18 protein-coding genes and 1 tRNA gene are annotated in these 18,538 nt (G+C 39.0%); 12 read left to right on the forward strand and 7 right to left on the reverse strand.

The window, feature by feature from the left end:
- The first annotated feature begins 1 nt into the window (after window position 1).
- From ACOV1Q_RS02105 to ACOV1Q_RS02120, 4 genes are all read left to right on the forward strand, one after another.
- On the forward strand, window positions 2-1,684 hold the full coding sequence (locus ACOV1Q_RS02105) for a S8 family peptidase (RefSeq protein ID WP_424492785.1): 1,683 nt from the start codon (window positions 2-4) through the stop codon (window positions 1,682-1,684).
- 3 nt (window positions 1,685-1,687) lie between these two features.
- Window positions 1,688-3,535: a M1 family metallopeptidase gene (locus tag ACOV1Q_RS02110; RefSeq protein WP_424492786.1), complete on the forward strand. Its 1,848-nt coding sequence runs from the start codon at window positions 1,688-1,690 to the stop codon at window positions 3,533-3,535.
- Window positions 3,536-3,658: 123 nt separating this feature from the next.
- Window positions 3,659-4,033 carry a ribonuclease P protein component gene (locus ACOV1Q_RS02115; RefSeq protein ID WP_424492787.1) on the forward strand — a complete coding sequence of 125 codons (375 nt, stop codon included), beginning with the start codon at window positions 3,659-3,661 and terminating at the stop codon, window positions 4,031-4,033.
- Between the two features lie 7 nt (window positions 4,034-4,040).
- Window positions 4,041-5,672, forward strand: a complete 1,632-nt coding sequence (locus tag ACOV1Q_RS02120) for a S41 family peptidase (RefSeq protein ID WP_424492788.1) — start codon at window positions 4,041-4,043, stop codon at window positions 5,670-5,672.
- Window positions 5,673-5,675: 3 nt separating this feature from the next.
- Here ACOV1Q_RS02120 and ACOV1Q_RS02125 read toward each other — a convergent pair whose 3' ends face one another.
- The 3 genes from ACOV1Q_RS02125 to ACOV1Q_RS02135 all read right to left on the reverse strand — a co-directional run bounded on the left by ACOV1Q_RS02125 (window position 5,676) and on the right by ACOV1Q_RS02135 (window position 7,321).
- The gene (locus tag ACOV1Q_RS02125; protein ID WP_424492789.1) at window positions 5,676-6,128 is read right to left on the reverse strand and encodes a GNAT family N-acetyltransferase; all 453 of its coding nucleotides are present in this window, start codon (window positions 6,126-6,128) and stop codon (window positions 5,676-5,678) included.
- Window positions 6,128-6,559 carry a ribose 5-phosphate isomerase B gene (gene rpiB, locus ACOV1Q_RS02130; protein WP_424492790.1) on the reverse strand — a complete coding sequence of 144 codons (432 nt, stop codon included), beginning with the start codon at window positions 6,557-6,559 and terminating at the stop codon, window positions 6,128-6,130. Before rpiB ends, ACOV1Q_RS02125 begins: the two co-directional genes overlap by 1 nt.
- A 519-nt stretch (window positions 6,560-7,078) precedes the next feature.
- Window positions 7,079-7,321, reverse strand: a complete 243-nt coding sequence (locus ACOV1Q_RS02135) for a DUF2007 domain-containing protein (protein ID WP_424492791.1) — start codon at window positions 7,319-7,321, stop codon at window positions 7,079-7,081.
- Window positions 7,322-7,758: 437 nt separating this feature from the next.
- Between ACOV1Q_RS02135 and rnr the strand changes: the two genes are divergently transcribed.
- From rnr to ACOV1Q_RS02150, 3 genes are read left to right on the forward strand one after another with little or no spacing between them, the layout of a single operon-like run.
- Window positions 7,759-9,960, forward strand: coding sequence for a ribonuclease R (gene rnr, locus ACOV1Q_RS02140; protein WP_424492792.1), 2,202 nt, complete (start codon window positions 7,759-7,761; stop codon window positions 9,958-9,960).
- Window positions 9,947-10,642, forward strand: a complete 696-nt coding sequence (locus ACOV1Q_RS02145; RefSeq protein ID WP_424492793.1) for a head GIN domain-containing protein — start codon at window positions 9,947-9,949, stop codon at window positions 10,640-10,642. Before rnr ends, ACOV1Q_RS02145 begins: the two co-directional genes overlap by 14 nt.
- Before the next feature lie 31 nt (window positions 10,643-10,673).
- A complete protein-coding gene (locus tag ACOV1Q_RS02150) occupies window positions 10,674-11,360 on the forward strand; it encodes a LysE family translocator (protein ID WP_424492794.1) in 687 nt (228 codons plus the stop codon).
- Window positions 11,361-11,609: 249 nt separating this feature from the next.
- On the opposite strand, the gene ACOV1Q_RS02155 is transcribed toward ACOV1Q_RS02150, so the two are convergent.
- Together ACOV1Q_RS02155 and folB are read right to left on the reverse strand one after the other, a co-directional pair.
- Window positions 11,610-11,680: transfer RNA gene (locus ACOV1Q_RS02155), tRNA-Cys, on the reverse strand.
- A gap of 91 nt (window positions 11,681-11,771) precedes the next feature.
- Complete coding sequence (gene folB, locus ACOV1Q_RS02160) at window positions 11,772-12,128, reverse strand: dihydroneopterin aldolase (RefSeq protein WP_424492795.1); 357 nt, start codon at window positions 12,126-12,128, stop codon at window positions 11,772-11,774.
- A gap of 140 nt (window positions 12,129-12,268) precedes the next feature.
- Between folB and ACOV1Q_RS02165 the strand changes: the two genes are divergently transcribed.
- The 4 genes from ACOV1Q_RS02165 (at window position 12,269) to ACOV1Q_RS02180 (ending at window position 15,094) form a co-directional block, all read left to right on the forward strand.
- Window positions 12,269-13,948 (forward strand): glutamine--tRNA ligase/YqeY domain fusion protein, encoded by a 1,680-nt coding sequence (locus ACOV1Q_RS02165; protein ID WP_424492796.1) that lies wholly within the window; start codon window positions 12,269-12,271, stop codon window positions 13,946-13,948.
- A 127-nt stretch (window positions 13,949-14,075) separates the two neighbouring features.
- Window positions 14,076-14,480, forward strand: a complete 405-nt coding sequence (locus ACOV1Q_RS02170) for a YtxH domain-containing protein (protein WP_424492797.1) — start codon at window positions 14,076-14,078, stop codon at window positions 14,478-14,480.
- A 4-nt stretch (window positions 14,481-14,484) separates the two neighbouring features.
- On the forward strand, window positions 14,485-14,859 hold the full coding sequence (locus tag ACOV1Q_RS02175) for a phage holin family protein (RefSeq protein WP_424492798.1): 375 nt from the start codon (window positions 14,485-14,487) through the stop codon (window positions 14,857-14,859).
- Between the two features lies 1 nt (window position 14,860).
- Window positions 14,861-15,094 (forward strand): DUF6327 family protein, encoded by a 234-nt coding sequence (locus tag ACOV1Q_RS02180; protein ID WP_424492799.1) that lies wholly within the window; start codon window positions 14,861-14,863, stop codon window positions 15,092-15,094.
- A gap of 25 nt (window positions 15,095-15,119) precedes the next feature.
- Here the strand turns inward: ACOV1Q_RS02180 and ACOV1Q_RS02185 are convergent, their stop codons facing one another.
- Window positions 15,120-16,082, reverse strand: a complete 963-nt coding sequence (locus tag ACOV1Q_RS02185; RefSeq protein ID WP_424492800.1) for an SPFH domain-containing protein — start codon at window positions 16,080-16,082, stop codon at window positions 15,120-15,122.
- 76 nt (window positions 16,083-16,158) lie between these two features.
- Between ACOV1Q_RS02185 and ACOV1Q_RS02190 the strand changes: the two genes are divergently transcribed.
- Window positions 16,159-16,833 (forward strand): hypothetical protein, encoded by a 675-nt coding sequence (locus ACOV1Q_RS02190; RefSeq protein ID WP_424492801.1) that lies wholly within the window; start codon window positions 16,159-16,161, stop codon window positions 16,831-16,833.
- A 77-nt stretch (window positions 16,834-16,910) separates the two neighbouring features.
- Here ACOV1Q_RS02190 and gltX read toward each other — a convergent pair whose 3' ends face one another.
- Window positions 16,911-18,434: a glutamate--tRNA ligase gene (gene gltX / locus ACOV1Q_RS02195; protein WP_424492802.1), complete on the reverse strand. Its 1,524-nt coding sequence runs from the start codon at window positions 18,432-18,434 to the stop codon at window positions 16,911-16,913.
- Window positions 18,435-18,538: the final 104 nt, after the last annotated feature.

The following is an 18,538-nucleotide window of genomic DNA, read 5'->3' on the forward strand; positions in this document are numbered from 1 at the left end:
TATGAAAATACCCATTTTTAGACCCCTACTCATTGCAGGATTGGCTGCAACAATGACAGGTTGTGGTAGCTCTGCTCCAGCAATTGTCTCAACTCCTTTAGAAAATATAGATTCCATGCCGTTGAAGGTTTCAGATCTTTCTGAAACCGAATTAAAAGGATGGGGAGGAGCAGATCTCGTTTCAGACACTGTACCGGGAATGAGCGTAAACAAGGCTTATGAAGAGATCATTAAAAACTACAAAGGCAATAAAGTAATTGTAGGTGTTATAGACAGCGGGGTTGATATTGAACACGAGGACCTTGATGGCGTGATATGGACCAATAAAGGTGAGAAGCCAAACAACAATAAAGATGATGACAATAACGGCTATGTAGATGACATTCATGGGTGGAATTTTCTTGGTGATGCTGTAGAGGAGAACCTGGAATACACCAGGATATACAGAGACCTTAAACCAAAATATGATGGTATTCCTGCTTCTTCGATTAGTGAAGAGAACCAGGAAGAATTTAAGCTTTATAAAGCTGCACAGGCAGAATACCAGAAGCAGTACAATGAAACACTGCAAATGAAAAACCAGTATGAAGGAATTCTTCAGCAGCTGGAAATGGCTCACCAGGCGGTTTCAGAAGAATTAGGTAAAGAAGATTACACGCGCTCAGAACTTGCTTCTATGGAAGCTACTACCGAAGAAATGCAGCAGTATAAAGGCTTTCTTTCACAAGTATTGGGAAGTGTGGGAGAAAGTATTCCCAAAGCTATAGACCAACTGAACGAAGCACTGGATTATTTCTCCGGAAGACTTTCCAGCCACTTCAATCTTGAGCTTAACGGAAGAGCCATCGTAGGTGATGATCCAAATGATATTACAGATACCAATTACGGGAACAATAACGTAATAGGGCCAACACCAGACAAAGAAGATATCAAACACGGTACGCACGTTGCCGGTATTATTGCTGCCGAGCGAAACAATGGAATTGGAATAAACGGAGTTGCCAATAATGTGGAAATTATGGCCATTCGTGCCGTTCCAGATGGAGATGAGTATGACAAAGACATTGCCCTGGCCATACGTTATGCCGTAGATAATGGAGCAAGTGTGATCAATACCAGCTTCGGAAAATCTTTTTCACCACATCCTGAATGGGTAAGAGAAGCCATTCAATATGCCGCCGAAAATGATGTTTTGATCGTTAATGCTGCCGGAAACGACGGAATCAACCTGGATGAGAATGTTATGTATCCAAATGACCAGGATCCTGAAAATCCAAGTGAGATTGTAGACAATTTCCTTACTGTAGGAGCTTTAAATTATACGTATGGTTCCAATCTAGTGGCAAGTTTTTCAAACTATGGCAATCTTAATGTTGATGTTTTCGCACCCGGGACACAAATATGGTCCACCACGCCAAATAATGAATACGAATTCTTACAGGGAACTTCCATGGCAGCACCGGCTGTAGCAGGAGTTGCCGCTATTATTCGTTCATTTTATCCTAAATTAACAGCGCCACAGGTGAAACAAATCATTATGGATAGCGGTTTAAGCAGCAGTGCAGAGGTTGTACTTGGTGGAAATCCTGCGAGTACAGCAGCATTTACTTCCCTTTCAACATCAGGAAAAATGGCAAATTTGTATAATGCATTAATAATGGCAGACAGAATTTCAAAACAATAATTTATGAAAAGAATTTTTTTAAGCATTGCTTTATTAGCGTCTTTTGGGGCGGTAAACGCGCAAAACAACACTTCATACTGGCAACAACATGTAGATTATTCCATGAATGTGGATATGAACGTGGAAAATTTTCAATATACCGGTGAACAGGAGCTGGTTTATACCAATAATTCACCAGATACTCTAAAAAGGGTATTTTATCACCTCTTTTTTAATGCCTTCCAGCCCGGGAGCGAGATGGATGTTCGTTCAAGAACCATCGCCGATCCCGATAGCAGGGTTGGAGACAGAATTTCCAATCTTTCTCCAGAAGAACAAGGCTATTTAAGGGTGAATTCCCTTACCCAGAATGGACAGCCGCTTACTTTTGAAGAAGTGGGTACTGTTTTAGAAGTAGAGCTTACAGAACCAATATTACCCGGTGAAAAAGCCACTTTTGCCATGCAGTTTAAAGGACAGGTGCCTGTGCAAATCCGCCGTTCAGGAAGAAACAGTGCAGAGGGAGTCGCGCTCTCCATGACACAATGGTATCCTAAACTTGCCGAATATGATTTTGAAGGCTGGCATGCAGATCCATACATAGGCCGGGAATGGCACGGCGTATGGGGAGATTATGATGTTAAGATCAATATCGACAAAGATTATATCCTTGGAGCATCTGGAATTCTGCAAAACGCTAACGAGATTGGATACGGTTATGAAGATGAAGGCGTAAAAGTGAAGAAAACCAGAGGAGACAAGCACAACTGGCATTTTATAGCCGAAGATGTTCACGATTTCTCATGGGCAGCAGATCCTGAATATATCCACGACAAACGAACAGCTGCAGACGGTACCGTTCTTCATTTCCTTTACAAGAACAATCCTGAAATCAAGGAAAACTGGAAAAACCTGCAGCCAAAAACCGAAGAACTACTTTTATACTTTAATGAACATATTGGTGCATATCCATGGCCACAATATTCTGTGATCCAGGGTGGTGACGGCGGTATGGAATATGCCATGTTAACCCTTATTACTGGAGAAAGAAGCTTTTCAAGCCTGGTAGGAGTTACTGCTCATGAAATGGCACACGCCTGGTTTCAGCACCTTTTGGCTACCAACGAGAGCAAACATGAATGGATGGATGAAGGTTTCACCAGTTACATAAGTGCTAAGGCGATGGCTCAAGTGATGAACGAGGCCAATGAAAATCCATTCGCCGGCAGCTATAGAAATTACCTTTGGCTGGCAAATTCAGGACAAGAAGAGCCGTTGACCACCCATGCCGACAGGTATACAACGAACCGTAACTACGGAATTGGAGCCTACTCTAAGGGTGCGGTTTTTCTTGCACAGCTTGGCTACATCATTGGTCAGGAAAATCTGAATAAAACATTAAATCGTTATTACGATGATTGGAAGTTCAAACATCCTACTCCAAATGATTTTATAAGAGTAGCCGAAAAGGTGTCGGGAGCTGAACTGGACTGGTACCTTAATGATTTTGCTCGTACCACTGCTGTTGTTGATTATGCTATTGAAAGTGTACAGGAAGATGCCGGTAATACTAAAGTGAACTTAGAGAGAATAGGAGAGATGGCAATGCCATTAGATGTCACGGTTACTTACAACAACGGCTCACAAGAGGTTGTTTACATTCCGTTGCAAATGATGCGCATGAAAAAACCTGCAGAAGATGCCAACAGGATTGTCAAGGATGACTGGGCGTGGGCAATGCCTACCTACACTTTTACTTTGACCAAACCAAAATCTGAAATTGCCAAGATAGAACTTGATGAGTCTCAACTGATGGCAGATGTGGATAGAGCTAATAATTTATATGTAGCAGAAGAAACCACACAGGAATAGAGCCTCAAAAATGATATTTTTAAAGCCCTTTCTGAATACTCAGGAAGGGCTTTTTTTATACTACATTTCCAAATAAAGCGCCTGGGCTGCAGAAAACAATTTTTCTATCCTTAATTTTGACCCATGAATGAAAGCTTCGGAAGAAAAGAAAAACTTAAAAGTAAGATCCTTATCACCCGTTTGTTCACGGAAGGAAAATCTTTAAATAAATATCCGCTAAAACTGGTTTACCTGCCGGTTTCCGAAGCGCGGTATGACACTCTTCAAACCGCTGTCTCTGTACCTAAAAGAAATTTCAAAAAAGCCGTGGACAGGATTTATTTAAAGCGTCTCATGCGGGAAGCTTTTAGAAAAAATAAGTACCTTGTAACCAGTAATATGGATTTAAAATATGCCCTTATGTTCATCTATATTGGTAGGGAACAGGTTTGTTATCAAAAGTTGTTTAAGGTTACTGAAGAATTGCTGAAAAGGTTTACAGAAAAGGAATTAAAATAAATATTTTATGAAAAACCAGGGGAAGAGAATTGCAGTTGTGGGTGGTGCGGTTTTGTTGTTTTTAAGTACCGTAAGCTATAAATCTGATTTTTTTGAGATCGCAAAGCAAATAGAAATTTTCACCACTTTGTTCAAGGAGCTTAACATGAATTACGTAGATGAAACCAATCCTGCGGAATTAATGGATATCGCTATAAACTCTATGCTAGAGGATTTAGATCCTTACACGCATTACTGGAATGAACAGGAAGTGCAGGCGGCAAAGATCAATAACCTGGGAGAATACACAGGAATTGGCGCAACCGTTATGGTGAGAGATCACAAGATCACCATTGTGGAACCATATAAGGGATATCCCGCAGATGAAGCCGGTTTAAAGGCCGGAGACGAGATTATTAAGATTGGTGATGTAGAGATTTCTAGTTTTGAAGAAGATGCGGGAGAACTGCTTAATGGTGCTCCAGCTTCACAGGTGGAACTCACCTACAAAAGACAGGGAGAACTTCAAAGCACCGTGTTAACACGCGGTTCCATCGAAATAAAAGCAGTCCCTTATTTTAAATTGCTCGACGGTAATATTGGATATATCGTGCTTTCCCAGTTTAATAGAAATGCTTCAAAAGAAACCATACAGGCGCTAAAAGAACTTAAAAATCAGGGGGCGACAAGCATTCTTCTGGATTTAAGGGGCAATCCCGGAGGATTACTTTCTGAAGCTATTAATGTTTCAAACATTTTTGTACAGGAAGGAGAGTTGATCACCACTACAAAATCTGTGGTCGATAAATACAATAAAGCCTATTATACGATGCGTCAGCCGGTAGATTCTTCCATTCCGCTGGCGGTGTTGATAAATGGCCGTAGTGCTTCTGCAAGTGAGATCGTTGCGGGTTCCCTACAAGATCTTGATCGTGCTGTAGTCCTGGGAGCCAGAAGTTTTGGAAAAGGACTGGTACAACGTCCTAAAGATCTTACCTATGGCACTCAGCTTAAAGTTACCATTTCCCGCTATTATACCCCCAGCGGAAGATGTATACAGGCACTAGATTACAGAAACCGTGATGAAGAAGGTAATGCCGTTCGTATAAAAACTGAAGAATACAACGAGTTTAAAACTCGAAATGGTCGAAAAGTATACGATGGCGGCGGAATCTTACCTGATGTCACTATGGAAACTTCAGAATACAGCAGCGTGACAAATGCATTACTGCTCGAAAATGCCATTTTTGACTATGCTACAAATTATTATTACGAACATTCTCTGGAAAAACCTGAAGATTTTACCTTTACCAAAGAAGATTATAATGATTTTAAGCAATACCTGAAATCCAGCGGATTCCAGTATGAAACCAGCACCGAACATTATCTACAAGAAGCCTACGAAACTGCTGAAGATGAAGGATTTTCAGAAGAAATTTCTACTGCTTACCAGGAACTGGAAAATATACTTGAACAGGAAAAAGAACGGGCGCTGGATGAAAAAAGAGCTGAAATCAGCAGTTTGATTTCAGATGAGATCATTAAAAGATATTTCTATAAAGAAGGACTTTTTGATTATTCGGTACAGCAGAATCCTGAAATACTGGAGGCAAAGAAAATTCTTTCCCAACCTTCAGAATACAACAGAATCCTGCAGTAAAACCTAATTTTTGAGCATTCCTATATGAGGAATGCCATCTTCCAAATATCCCTCACCAATTTGTCTAAAACCATGGGATTCATAGAATTTAATCAGATACGTCTGGGCTGAAAGCTTGATGGTTTTGGTAGAAAACCTTTCAAAAATGGCATTTTTAGAAGCCTTCATGATCTTATGACCATAACCTTCTTTTCGGGCAGAGTTTTCAACAACTACACGACCAATAGCCGCTTCTTCAAAATAAATTCCTGGGGGAAAACACCGCGTATATGCCACCAGTTTCCCATTTTTGAAACCCATCACATGAAGGGCTTTTTGATCTTTTCCGTCGATATCCTGATATACGCAATCCTGTTCCACCACAAATACTTCTGAACGCAGTTGCAGAATTTGGTAAAGTTCTAAAAGTGTTAATTCGGAAAAGGTTTTAATCTCAATATGAAATCCTTCTGTCATTATTTACACGCAATTTTTTCAACTCTGCGCTCATGTCTGCCACCGGCAAATTCCGTTCTTAGAAAAACCTTGACCATTTCAAGCGCCTGCGCTTCCGAAGTATACCTTGAAGGAATACTAAGTATATTGGCATTGTTATGTTCGCGAGCCAGTTCTGCAATTTCCTTGGTCCAACAAAGGGCACATCGAATCCCCTGGTGTTTATTTGCCGTCATGGAAGCGCCATTGCCACTACCACATATAATAATACCTAAATCTACCGCACCTTCTTCAACATCTTTGGCAACAGGATGAACAAAATCTGGATAATCCACACTTTCTTCAGTATCTGTTCCATAATTATTTACTTCAATATTTTGAGATTTTAGATATTCAGAAATGGCAAATTTATATGCAGTTCCCGCGTGGTCATTTCCAATAGAGATTTTCATTTTTGTTGGGTTTTGTTGTTCACAAAGGTAGAAAATAGGCTTATCAACTTCAATTTTATAGTTTGTTAATTAAATGTTACAAAGCTTTAAAAACAAAAGGATTAGAAAATGTTAGTATTTGTTCATAAAATTGGATGAAAAAATAAAAACCAAATTTGGAATGTTGGTTAATAATCACAATAGTCACTATATTTCTTAGCATCAAAATTTTTAATCCGCTATTTCTGGAAAAGTTTTCAGCAGCAAAAACTCGGTTATAAACATAAAAAAAGAAAATAGTTATGCGCTTTTTTGTTTCACACTTTCTTATGAACAGTTGTTAATAAAGTCTTAACATTAATTAGAAATCAAGCCGTTAAAGAGATATAAAGAAGTTCATAACCTGTTACCTAAACAAATGAACTGGAAGAGCAAGAAAAATTAAAAAAAGTTATGCCCCTTATCAACAGACCATAATAACAGACATTTTAATTTTTTAAAAAAGAAAGAAAAAGAATATTATATAATAAGTGTTGACAACTAAACGATTTTGAGGGGAGAAGTTGTGTCTTCAAGAGAATGAAGAATCTCTTTTGCTTTTTCTGTATTGCTTTTATGCACTTTTAGATAAATTCCGCCCAGGGCGTTTGAATAGAAGGGAAAAACTTCTACCATGGTTTCATTCTGGAAGAAGTGATTCACTTGAGCCTGTTCCAGCAATAATTTAAGAACCGCATACTCGTGAGGATACGTAAAAACAGCAACTGTGATGAAATCTCTCATAGCATTTTCTAAACCCTATGAAGATAAATAATTGCCTTGAAATGAAAGAGGTAAAAATTGCTTCTTTTTGAGATAAGAGGGAGTGTATATTCTAACCGGGATGATTAAGAAAACTATTGATAGAAATTACATAAAGAAGTACACCTACCAGAAAAATTAAAATAAATAGAATGGTGAGTTTTGTCGATTTATTCATAATTTACCTGTCCTGGCTTTCGAGCAACGGATTTTACATTAAAATTATTAGGTAATTTAAGATTTTTTTAAGAATTAAATCTATCTGCTTTAAAATAATTACTGCTTCCAATTACTTGGTAATTAGAAATTAATATAAATATTTTTGTAAATCTGCGTTAAATGAGCGGCCTGGGAAAAATTTATTGGCTAAAATGAAGGAGTTGTTTTATAAGCCGTAATTTTATCTTTTAATAAGAACAATGACTAGAAATACAAAGAAGAATAAAGGATCTGCCAAAACCGAAGATTTTACCAAAAGGATTTTAGGAGTTTTGAGAAAAGATCCTGAAAGAGAGTTCAACCATAAACAAATAGCTGCAAAACTGGGAGTAGATGATCCCACCAGCAGGAACAAGATAGTTCGTAACCTGGCACAATTGGCTGCCAAACAAAAGATTGAAGAAGTAAATCGAGGTAAGTTTCGGCTTTTGGGCACCGAAGATTATTATCGCGGGGTGCTGGATCTTACGGCTAAAGGAAGCGGTTATGTAATTGTAGAAGAACTGGAAGACGATGTTTTCATTCCCTCCAATAATTTGAACAAGGCATTGCATGGGGATGAAGTCGAGATATACATCTACAAAAGAAGGCGCAACAAAAAGCATGAAGGTGAGATCACGAAGATCATCGAGAGAAAACGCACAGAATTTGTTGGAGTTCTTCAGCTAAAAGAAAAGTTTGGCTTTGTGGCCATGTCCGATCCCAAAATGTATACTGATATTTTCGTACAGAGGAACAAGATTGGTGATGCAAAGGACGGGGATAAAGTAGTTGTGGAAATGGAAGAATGGCCGGAAAAAGCCGATTCTCCGTTTGGAAAAATAACACAGGTACTGGGGCAACCGGGCGAGCATAATACGGAAATGCATTCTATACTGGCACAGTATGGTCTTCCTCATGAATTTCCTGCGGAAGTAGAAGAGTTTGCCGGCAAATTGGATACTTCCATTAAAGAGGAAGAGATCAAAAAACGGCGTGATATGCGAAAGGTATTAACCTTTACCATAGATCCAAAAGATGCCAAGGATTTTGATGATGCCCTAAGTTTTAGAAAGTTAGAAAATGGCAATTTTGAGGTTGGAATTCATATTGCTGATGTAGCGCATTATGTGCAGCCCGATTCCATTCTCGATGAAGAAGCCTATAACCGGGCAACTTCTATTTATCTGGTAGACAGGGTAGTGCCAATGCTTCCTGAAGTTTTATCAAATAATGCCTGTTCCCTGCGACCCAATGAGGAGAAATATACATTTTCCGCGGTTTTCGAAATGAACAAAAAAGCAGAAATTGTAGACCAGTGGTTCGGAAGAACGGTGACCCATTCCGATGCACGTTTTGCGTATGAAGAAGCACAGTACATCATAGAATCTACCGCCAGTGAAATTCCTTCAGAAATTTCTTTAACAGGAAAATCTTATCACGCTAAAGATGCGGTTGTTTCTGCTATTTTGGAAATGGATAATCTGGCGAAAATTATGCGCAAGAAGAGGATGAAAGCTGGGGCTATTTCCTTTGACAAGGTTGAAGTGAAATTTGATCTTAATGAGAATAATGAACCCACCGGGGTTTTCTTTAAGACCTCTAAAGATGCGAATAAGCTTATTGAAGAATTCATGCTTTTAGCAAATAAAAAAGTAGCTGAATTTATTGGAAAACAAAAGCCGAAAAAGACCTTTGTCTATCGTTGTCATGATGAACCCGATGATGAAAAACTGGCTTCACTTAAAACCCTGGTTTCCAAATTCGGGCATAAATTTACTGTTAAGGACAAAAAGTCCATTAGTAAATCCCTGAATAAATTACTGGAAGACGTACAGGGGAAAAAGGAACAAAACCTAGTTGACACCCTTGCCATCAGGACAATGAGTAAAGCCTATTACAGTACCGATAATATTGGTCATTACGGGCTGGCTTTTAGTCATTATTCCCATTTCACTTCCCCTATTAGGCGGTATCCAGATGTGATGACGCATCGACTTTTACAACTTTATCTTGACGGGCAATCTTCTGCCAAGGAAGAAGAATATGAAGAGAAATGTAAGCATAGCAGCAATATGGAAAGCCTTGCAACAAATGCCGAAAGAGATTCCATTAAATTCATGCAGATAAAATACATGCAGGAGCACGAGGAGGAAGAATTTTTGGGAGTGATTTCAGGAGTGACCGAATGGGGAATATATGTAGAAGTGGTTGCGAATAAATGTGAGGGAATGGTACGTCTTAGGGATATTAAGGAAGATCATTTTGATTTTGACCAGGAAAATTATGCAATTGTAGGTCGTAAAACCAAGAAAGTTTACCAGTTGGGAGATGAAGTTTATGTAAAAGTCAAGAATGCCGATCTTGTAAAAAGGCATCTCGATTTTACTCTAATGGGTACCAGGCAAGATGTGGAAGAATAGGTTAAAATATTACAATATTGTCTTCGGAATATTCCTGCTGCTTTTTTCAGGAAATGCAGCGGCACAGGACATTTCCGAAGCTTTATCAGATTTTAATGAACTAAAGGTTTTTAACGGGATAGAAGTTCAGCTTTTTCCCGCCAAAGAAAACCGAATTGTCATTAGCGGCCACAGCAAAGAAAAGGTGAAGTATGAGCTGGTTGAAAACAGGCTTGAACTTAGGATGTCTCTGCAAAACATCTGGTCAGAAGACAATACGCTGGTAAAAGTATATACCAGGAAACTGCAGGTAATTGATGTAAATGAAAATTCTGTTGTGGAAGTTCAGGGAGAACTTTTGGGTTCAAATCTGGTCTTCCGGGCGCAGGAAGGTGCCGCTGTTTTCGCAAAGATTGATGCGATAAAGCAGAGTTCAAAAGCGGTGACAGGAGGACAGGTACAGCTTGATGGCAAGGTAAAGGAGCAGGAAATCCAGATCAATACCGGGGGACAGTTCTACGGGAAAAACCTTAATTCTGAAAGTACCAATGTAAAGATAAGTGCAGGAGGGAGAGCAGAGGTTTATGCCAGTGAATACTGCAAGGCAACCGCCAAGCTGGGAGGTACTATCCTTGTCTTCGGAAACCCGCAACAACTTGACCGAAAGACCAGCTTTGGAGGAGAAATTCAGAAAATGAACTAAAAGCTTACATTTGTAAAATTAAAAGTTCGCAATGCTTCAAGATATTCTGGCTGCCATACCCCTCGGCTTTTTTCTTGCTTTTCTATTAGGACCGGTATTCTTCGTTTTACTGGAAACTGCTGCAATAAAAGGGTTTAGAGCTGCTATTTCCTTTGATATAGGTGTAATTTTTGCCGATATTGTCTTTCTTCTAATCGCATATTTAAGTACCACAAAGCTGCTGAACAGGATAAAGGATGATCCTGCGCTCTTTGTCTTTGGGGGTGGAATATTAGTTACTTACGGGATCATTCAGTTTATCCAGACGAAGAAAGTTTTGCTGCACGAGGAAGTTCCCGAAATCCAGAAACTCAACAAAAGAGATTATTTAGGCCTTGCCGCAAAAGGTTTTCTGCTGAATTTTATAAACATTGGAGTCCTAGGATTCTGGTTGGGATTGATCATTGTTTTTGGTCCGAAGATGGAAATGCAAACCAATCGCATCGCGGTATTTTTTGCTACTGTACTGGGAACTTATTTAGTTTTTGATGTTTTCAAGATATTGTTAGCTAAAAAACTCAACCGAAAACTTACTCCAAACAGGATCTTTCTCATGAAAAGGATTATTAGTATTGTTTTGATTGTATTTGGATTTGTTTTAATAGGACAGGGGCTGCTTCCGGAGGAGTTGACGCAACTTCAGGAACAAATTGATACCATTTCACCTGAAAGAGAATAAAAGGCGCTTAAATCGCTTCTTGTAAAGGCTTCTGATACCTTATTACTGAAACATTTCACAGGAAGATCATCCAGAAATGTCATTTTTGAAACATTTATTCAGAAAATATAGTTTTTTCCAACCGCTTTCTGATTTTAAGAAGAAGAAGGTAAATTTAAAGCCTTAAACGTAGTAAGCATCCAAAAATGGTGTTTCAGAAGCTCTTTTCAGAAACAAAAAAAGCTCCCTTTTCAGGAAGCTTTCTTGTTGAGGCATCGAGCGGATTCGAACCGCTGTACAAGCTTTTGCAGAGCTCTGCCTAGCCACTCGGCCACGATGCCCTAAATTTGGGAAGGCAAATGTAATAAAATTTTATTAGGAAGTCCATAATTTTTTACTATCCAAAAAAGGCATTCGGGATTATTTCTTTATTTACCGACTTTTACTTCTCCTCACCGTTACCATTTTGACATTCCCCCCAATTGGCGGATTTATCTTGGAAACATCTACCGTAGCTTTTTGAACTATAAGCAGTTCGTCCAGGACCCGATTGAGGATACGCTCGGCCACGTTTTCCAGTAATTTGGAGCGTATGGCCATTTCCTCTTTTACAATTTTATTCAGGTGAACATAATCTATGGTATCTTTCAAGGCGTCTGTTTTCGCAGAAAGGGATAGATCTCCTTTAACTTTGAGATCAACCCTGTAATCGCTTCCTATTTTTCCTTCTTCATCAAGGCAGCCATGATAAGCGAAAACCTTGATATTTTTGATCTTTATGGAACCCACGTTTCAGTTTTTTGCGAAGATAAAAACTATTGGGGAGACATATTAGGCAATAGATTTTTATCTTTCCAAATTCCGCTGTTTTAGTAGTTTTGCGGTTTATTTTAAGTAATTTTGATTCGTAATTGAAGTATAAAACAACTATGTCTGAAGAAAAGAAATCCCTCAATTTCATTGAGCAAATTATAGAAGAAGATCTTAAAGCCGATTATAAAAAGGAGCAACTAAGATTTCGTTTTCCACCCGAGCCTAACGGATATTTGCACATTGGGCATGCGTCTTCCATTTGTCTCAATTTTGGTCTTGGAGAAAAATACAATGCGCCTGTAAACCTTCGCTTTGACGATACAAACCCAATGAAGGAAGAGCAGGAATATGTGGACGCCATTAAGCGGGATGTGGAATGGTTAGGTTTTGAATGGGCAAAGGAATGTTATGCTTCAGATTATTTTCAGCAGCTGTACGACTGGGCGGTAGAGCTTATTAAGAACGGGTATGCGTATGTTGACAGCCAGCCTTCAGAAGTAATAGCTGAACAAAAAGGAACTCCTACAGAACCCGGAAAGAACAGTCCGTACAGGGAAAGGTCGGTTGAAGAAAACCTGGAGCTTTTTGAGAAAATGAAAGATGGTGAAACAGCGCAGGGCGCCCATGTTTTGAGGGCTAAAATAGACATGGCTTCTAAAAATATGTTGATGCGCGATCCTGTAATGTACAGGGTGCTTCATAGGGCACATCATCGTACCGGGAATGACTGGATGATCTATCCTTTGTATGACTGGGCGCATGGTGAAAGCGATTTTATAGAGAGCGTTTCTCATTCTTTTTGTACGCTTGAGTTTCTTCCTCATAGGGAACTGTATAACTGGTTCCTTGAAAAGGTGAGTAAGAGCGATGATTTTAAACCCAAACAGCGGGAATTTGCGCGAAGGAATTTAAGTCATACCATCGTTAGTAAAAGAAAACTGCTTCAATTGGTAGAGAAAGGCATGGTATCTTCCTGGGATGATCCAAGGATGCCAACCATTTCGGGCTTAAGAAGAAGAGGTTATACCCCTGCTTCCATTAAGAAATTTGCCGAAACTATAGGTATTGCAAAAAGAGAAAATATCATCGATGTTTCTTTACTGGAATTCTGTATTCGTGAAGATCTTAATAAAAATGCGCCTAGAGTTATGGCGGTTCTGGATCCTGTAAAACTGGTCATTACAAATTATCCCGAAGGGGAAGAGGAGTGGCTCACAGCTGAAAATAATCCCGAGGATGAAGCTGCAGGGAGTAGGGAAGTGCCATTTTCAAGAGAATTATATATTGAACGGGAAGATTTCAAGGAAGAAGCGAACCGAAAATTCTTCAGGCTTACTTTAGGGAAAGAAGTGCGATTAAAGAACGCGTATATCATCAAAGGTGAGGATGTGATAAAAGATGAAAGCGGAGAAATTACAGAAATTCACTGTACGTATGATCCTAAAAGCCGAAGCGGAAGCGGCACCGAAGAATCTATGCGAAAGGTGAAGGGAACGCTGCACTGGGTTTCGGCCAAACATGCTATTGAAGCTGAAGTAAGGCTATATGACCGCCTATTCTCAGTAGAATCTCCTGATGCAGATAAGGAAAAGGATTTTCTTGATTATATAAATCCTGATTCTCTAAAGACGATCACAGGTTATCTTGAACCTAGTTTAAAAAATGTAAAACCCGAAGATCATTTTCAGTTCCAGCGAATAGGTTATTTTAATGTTGATAAAGAAAGCAGCAGTGAAAATCTCATTTTCAATCGTACCGTTACTTTGCGTGATTCCTGGACTAAAAAGGGAGGATAAGACTTATTCTCTTGCTATTTAAGAGTTTATTAGCAAACGGAAAATGATATTAACCGGTTATTAACAGTGAAGCACAGATGTAAATTTTAAATTTGGATCTAGTACTAATCAAAAAGTAAACGATAACATGGCAAATACAGGATCTACATTTTTAGCATTATTAACAGGAGCTGCCATTGGAGCAGGTCTTGGAATGTTATACGCACCCGACAGAGGTGAAGAAACACGTCGCAAAATTGGAGAGAACGCTAGAAGGACTCAAGATAATCTTAACCGACAGTATAGAGAAACTTCTACTAACTTAACTCAGAAAGCGCGTCAGGCTAAAATGGATTTCGAAACGAGGTTGGAAGATACTCTTTCTTCTGCAAGTTTTAAAGCTGATGAAATTATTGACGGTTTAGAATCAAAACTAGAAGAACTTAGAAAGCAGAATGCGAAATTTCAAAGGAGCGATAAAAATGAAAAAAAAGAGCAGGTTGAAACGCCCTCTAATTCAGTAAAACCATCTACAGATAATTCAATAGCCTAACAACATGGCATTTGAAAAGATATCAGCAAACTTAGAGAGATTAAACAAAAATGTCAAAGCTCTCGGCCAGAGCAGTGCCGAATATTATAAGCTTGACATGTTTGCAAAGGTCATGAAAGGAGCCACAACTTCCATTAGTATGGTAGTGATTGGCTTTCTTTCTTTATTTTTCCTTCTATTTATTTCTCTGGCGTTTTCGGTATGGATAAGTGATGTGATTGGCGTACCCAGCAGTGGTTTCTTTATTGTCGCCGGTTTTTACTTTCTTCTGATTTTGTTTATGCTCCTTTTCGGAAGAAAACTAATACGCAAAAAGATGCTTATAAAAATATCCAGAAAAGTGTTTAACAGCTCAAAAGAAGATAGGAAAGAGATTTGATATGAGGCAGTATAAGAACTTTAAAGAAATAGACAGGGATCTTCGTTTATTGAAACTTCAAATGGAGATAGATAAAGAAAAGACGATTCTAAGTTACAATCATACCAAAGAAAGCCTTGCCCCCATGACCATTATTAAAGATTTGGCAGGCACGGTTTTTAAATCTGCTGTTGTGTTGAAAGGAGCCAATAAATTACTTGGCATGATTGGAAAAACAGGTAACAAAAAAGGATAAGAATTCTATTTCTTATCCTTTTCTTTTATTCATTGTTTTTCTTTTTTTCTTCCTTCTTTTTGCTCTCCCTTAGGGCATTTTCTTTTTTCATAGCTTCCCCAATCTGGTTGGAAGCGGTAAAAGAGGCGATCATATTGTTTAGCATATCACTTCCAGTTTGAGGCGAATTTGGCAACAGGATCAAATTGCTTTGGGTTTCTTCCCCAAGTGACTGCAAGGTATCATAATGTTGCGTTACTACAATTAAGGCAGAAGCTTCCTGAGAATTAATCCCTACGTTGTTCAAAACATCCACACTCTCTTCCAGACCACGGGCTATTTCTCTTCGCTGGTCTGCGATTCCCTGCCCCTGTAATCTTTTACTTTCTGCTTCTGCTCGGGCTTTCGCGACTATTTTAATACGTTCTGCTTCTGCTTCATACTCTGCAGCTACTTTTTCCCTTTCAGAAGCATTTATACGATTCATAGCGGCTTTTACCTGTATATCGGGATCAATGTCTGTCACCAAAGTTTTAATGATGTCATATCCATATTCCTGCATGGCATCGTTTAATTCTCTTTCTACCGCAATCGCTATATCATCCTTGCGTTCAAAGACATCATCAAGCTTCATTTTTGGAACTTCAGCACGTACAACGTCAAAAACATAAGAAGTAATTTGATCGTGTGAATTTTCCAGTTTATAAAAAGCGTCATAAACGTTATTCGTCATTACCCTGAACTGCACTGAAACTTTAAGCTTTACAAAAACGTCATCTTTGGTCTTGGTTTCAACGAGTACGTCCAGCTGCTGAACTTTTAAATTGATACGTCCCGCTATTTTGTCAATGATTGGGACTTTAAAATGGAGTCCGCTGTTGCTTATACGTTGAAATTTTCCAAAACGTTCTACAATGGCTGCAGTTTGTTGCTTGACAGTAAAAATTCCTGAAAAAAGAATTATTAACCCAAAGAAGATAAAAAGGGCTGCTAGAAAGGTGGTAATCATGATACGAGGTTTAAATTTCACCGGTCAAGATAGAAAATAAACCCTTACATTTATGCCCTCAAAGAAAAATTGTATCATGAAAAAGAGCTATTGGATCTTTTACTTTTTGTTAATGTGTTCCCTTGTATCTCATTCCCAAAGGATGTGGAAAGGTAATTATAATCGATTAGGAATGCAGGCCGGGGTGAATCATTTCAACATACATACCGGGAATTTTGATGTCACTTCAAAAACAAGCTGGACTGCCGGTTTTACGGCCAGGGCAAATTATTATAATGATTTTCAGTTTATCTATGGGCTCAATTTTTTTGATTTTAATGTAGAAATACCGGGTAGGCAATTACAGGAAGATGTGGAAGTTTCTGAAGCACTGCAATATAATATGATTGCGGTGCAGGCCAATTTCTTTGGTAGTTATAAGATCATTGGTAATTATTTAAGTATAGAAGCAGGTCCCGTCGTACAGGTGAATGGAAAATTTGAACCCAGAGAAGATAAAAAGCGATTTTATGTTCAGGATTATGACATTCAGGCCATAGATTTGGAAAATGTATCTGTTTTCAATGTTAATTTTGCTGCAGGAATTTCAGGAGGATTTGAGAGCGTGAAATTTTTTGCGCAATACCAGTACGGAATCAATAATTTCTTTAATGGATTAAAAGGGGAGGATCTTGATGAGAGCGATCCAAGGGTAACCGATCTAAGCGGAAACCTTAGCATCATTACCGGCGGAGTCATGTTCTTCTTATAAACGTTTGTAAAGCATATAAAAAAAGCCCTGCAGAATCATATCTGCAGGGCTTTTTTTTATATCCAAAAATACGCTTTTTAAAGCTCTTTTTTAGCTTTCTCGAATCTAGAAATAGTTTCCTCCTTACCTATGGCAGAAGCAATATCAAAGACATCGGGACCCTGCATGGCACCGACCAAACTCAACCGAAATGGCTGCATGACCTTTCCAAAACCTATTTCTTTAGATTTGATCCATCCTTTTATTTGCTCCTGAAGATTTTCACTGCTGAAGTCATTGATTTTCTTTAATTCTGCAATAAGCTCCTCCATTAAGTTGCCGGTATCTTCTTTCCAGGCTTTTTTAGCGGCTTTCTGGTCGTAGTTTTCAGGAGCGACAAAGAAGTAGAAGCCGAGCTCCCAAAAATCGCTTACAAAGCTTGCACGTTCCTTAAGTAACTTAACTACTTTTAAAGAATATTCCGGGGAGATGTCAATGGTTTTACTTTTTAAAAGAACTGTTAGCTGTTCGGCTAAAGTTTCATCTTTGGCTTCCTGTAAATAATGATGTTGAAACCATTTTGTTTTTTCAGGATCAAATTTAGACCCTCCTTTTGAAACGTGTTCCAGGCTAAAAGCTTGCACCAGTTCTTCGAGAGAATAAATTTCTTTTTCGCTGCCCCCGCCTTCATTCCAGCCAAGGAAGGCCAGCATGTTTACAACAGCTTCAGGGAAATATCCTTCTTCGCGATATCCCGTTGAAACATCGCCGGTTTTTGGATCATTCCATTCCAGCGGAAAAACAGGAAAGCCCATTTTATCACCATCCCGCTTGCTTAGTTTTCCTTTTCCCTGAGGTTTTAGTATTAAAGGTAAATGAGCAAATTTGGGCGCTTCCCAATTAAAAGCACGATAAAGTAGCACGTGAAGGGCAAGGGAAGGAAGCCATTCTTCCCCACGAATTACGTGCGTTATATTCATAAGATGATCGTCCACGATGTTCGCCAAATGGTAGGTGGGCATACCATCACTTTTGAAAAGAACTTTATCATCGAGGATCTTCGTTTCAATGGTCATATTTCCGCGGATCTCATCTTTAAGTTCCATAGTTTCTGCTTCCGGGGATTTAAAACGAATGACATAAGGTTCTCCCGCCTCCATTCTTTGATTCACTTCTTCTGAAGACAGAGAAAGAGAGTTCGTTAGTTTCTCCCTGTTGTGCCAGTTATAGATAAAAGTTTTTCCGTTCGCTTCGTGATCTTTTCGGTGTGCATCTAAAGTTTCAGGAGTGTCAAATGCGTAATAGGCATTTCCGGTAGAAATGAGCTCTTCAGCATATTCTTTATATAAATGCTTGCGCTCGCTTTGGCGATAAGGGCCGCAGTCAGCCTCTTTTCCGGGGCCTTCATCATAAGGAATATTGCACCAGTTAAGGGCTTCAATAATGTAATTTTCTGCGCCTTCTACATATCGAGTCTGGTCTGTATCTTCTATTCGCAGGATGAAATCACCCTGATGCTTTTTCGCGAATAAGTAATTGAAAAGTGCCGTACGTACACCGCCAATATGTAAGGGCCCTGTTGGACTTGGTGCAAATCGCACCCTGACTTTTGCTTGAGACATAAACCTTGTTTTATTGCAAAGGTAACGGTTTCTTTAGGTTTCTAAAATGCCGTTTTTAGGGAAGGTTTGGAAAAATGACATTTCTTTACAATTTTAAATTTTAG

The organism is Salinimicrobium maris, from assembly GCF_049680855.1.
Taxonomy (GTDB): domain Bacteria; phylum Bacteroidota; class Bacteroidia; order Flavobacteriales; family Flavobacteriaceae; genus Salinimicrobium.

Coding starts and splice junctions, on each gene's coding strand:
- ACOV1Q_RS02170 (WP_424492797.1), top strand. CDS start 14,076: ATGGCAAATACAGGATCTACATTTTTAGCATTATTAACAGGAGCTGCC.
- ACOV1Q_RS02120 (WP_424492788.1), top strand. CDS start 4,041: ATGAAAAACCAGGGGAAGAGAATTGCAGTTGTGGGTGGTGCGGTTTTG.
- ACOV1Q_RS02190 (WP_424492801.1), top strand. CDS start 16,159: ATGAAAAAGAGCTATTGGATCTTTTACTTTTTGTTAATGTGTTCCCTT.
- ACOV1Q_RS02125 (WP_424492789.1), bottom strand. CDS start 6,128: ATGACAGAAGGATTTCATATTGAGATTAAAACCTTTTCCGAATTAACA.
- gltX (WP_424492802.1), bottom strand. CDS start 18,434: ATGTCTCAAGCAAAAGTCAGGGTGCGATTTGCACCAAGTCCAACAGGG.
- rnr (WP_424492792.1), top strand. CDS start 7,759: ATGACTAGAAATACAAAGAAGAATAAAGGATCTGCCAAAACCGAAGAT.
- ACOV1Q_RS02110 (WP_424492786.1), top strand. CDS start 1,688: ATGAAAAGAATTTTTTTAAGCATTGCTTTATTAGCGTCTTTTGGGGCG.
- ACOV1Q_RS02145 (WP_424492793.1), top strand. CDS start 9,947: ATGTGGAAGAATAGGTTAAAATATTACAATATTGTCTTCGGAATATTC.
- ACOV1Q_RS02135 (WP_424492791.1), bottom strand. CDS start 7,321: ATGAGAGATTTCATCACAGTTGCTGTTTTTACGTATCCTCACGAGTAT.
- ACOV1Q_RS02165 (WP_424492796.1), top strand. CDS start 12,269: ATGTCTGAAGAAAAGAAATCCCTCAATTTCATTGAGCAAATTATAGAA.
- ACOV1Q_RS02180 (WP_424492799.1), top strand. CDS start 14,861: ATGAGGCAGTATAAGAACTTTAAAGAAATAGACAGGGATCTTCGTTTA.
- ACOV1Q_RS02105 (WP_424492785.1), top strand. CDS start 2: ATGAAAATACCCATTTTTAGACCCCTACTCATTGCAGGATTGGCTGCA.
- rpiB (WP_424492790.1), bottom strand. CDS start 6,559: ATGAAAATCTCTATTGGAAATGACCACGCGGGAACTGCATATAAATTT.
- ACOV1Q_RS02185 (WP_424492800.1), bottom strand. CDS start 16,082: ATGATTACCACCTTTCTAGCAGCCCTTTTTATCTTCTTTGGGTTAATA.
- ACOV1Q_RS02175 (WP_424492798.1), top strand. CDS start 14,485: ATGGCATTTGAAAAGATATCAGCAAACTTAGAGAGATTAAACAAAAAT.
- ACOV1Q_RS02115 (WP_424492787.1), top strand. CDS start 3,659: ATGAATGAAAGCTTCGGAAGAAAAGAAAAACTTAAAAGTAAGATCCTT.
- ACOV1Q_RS02150 (WP_424492794.1), top strand. CDS start 10,674: ATGCTTCAAGATATTCTGGCTGCCATACCCCTCGGCTTTTTTCTTGCT.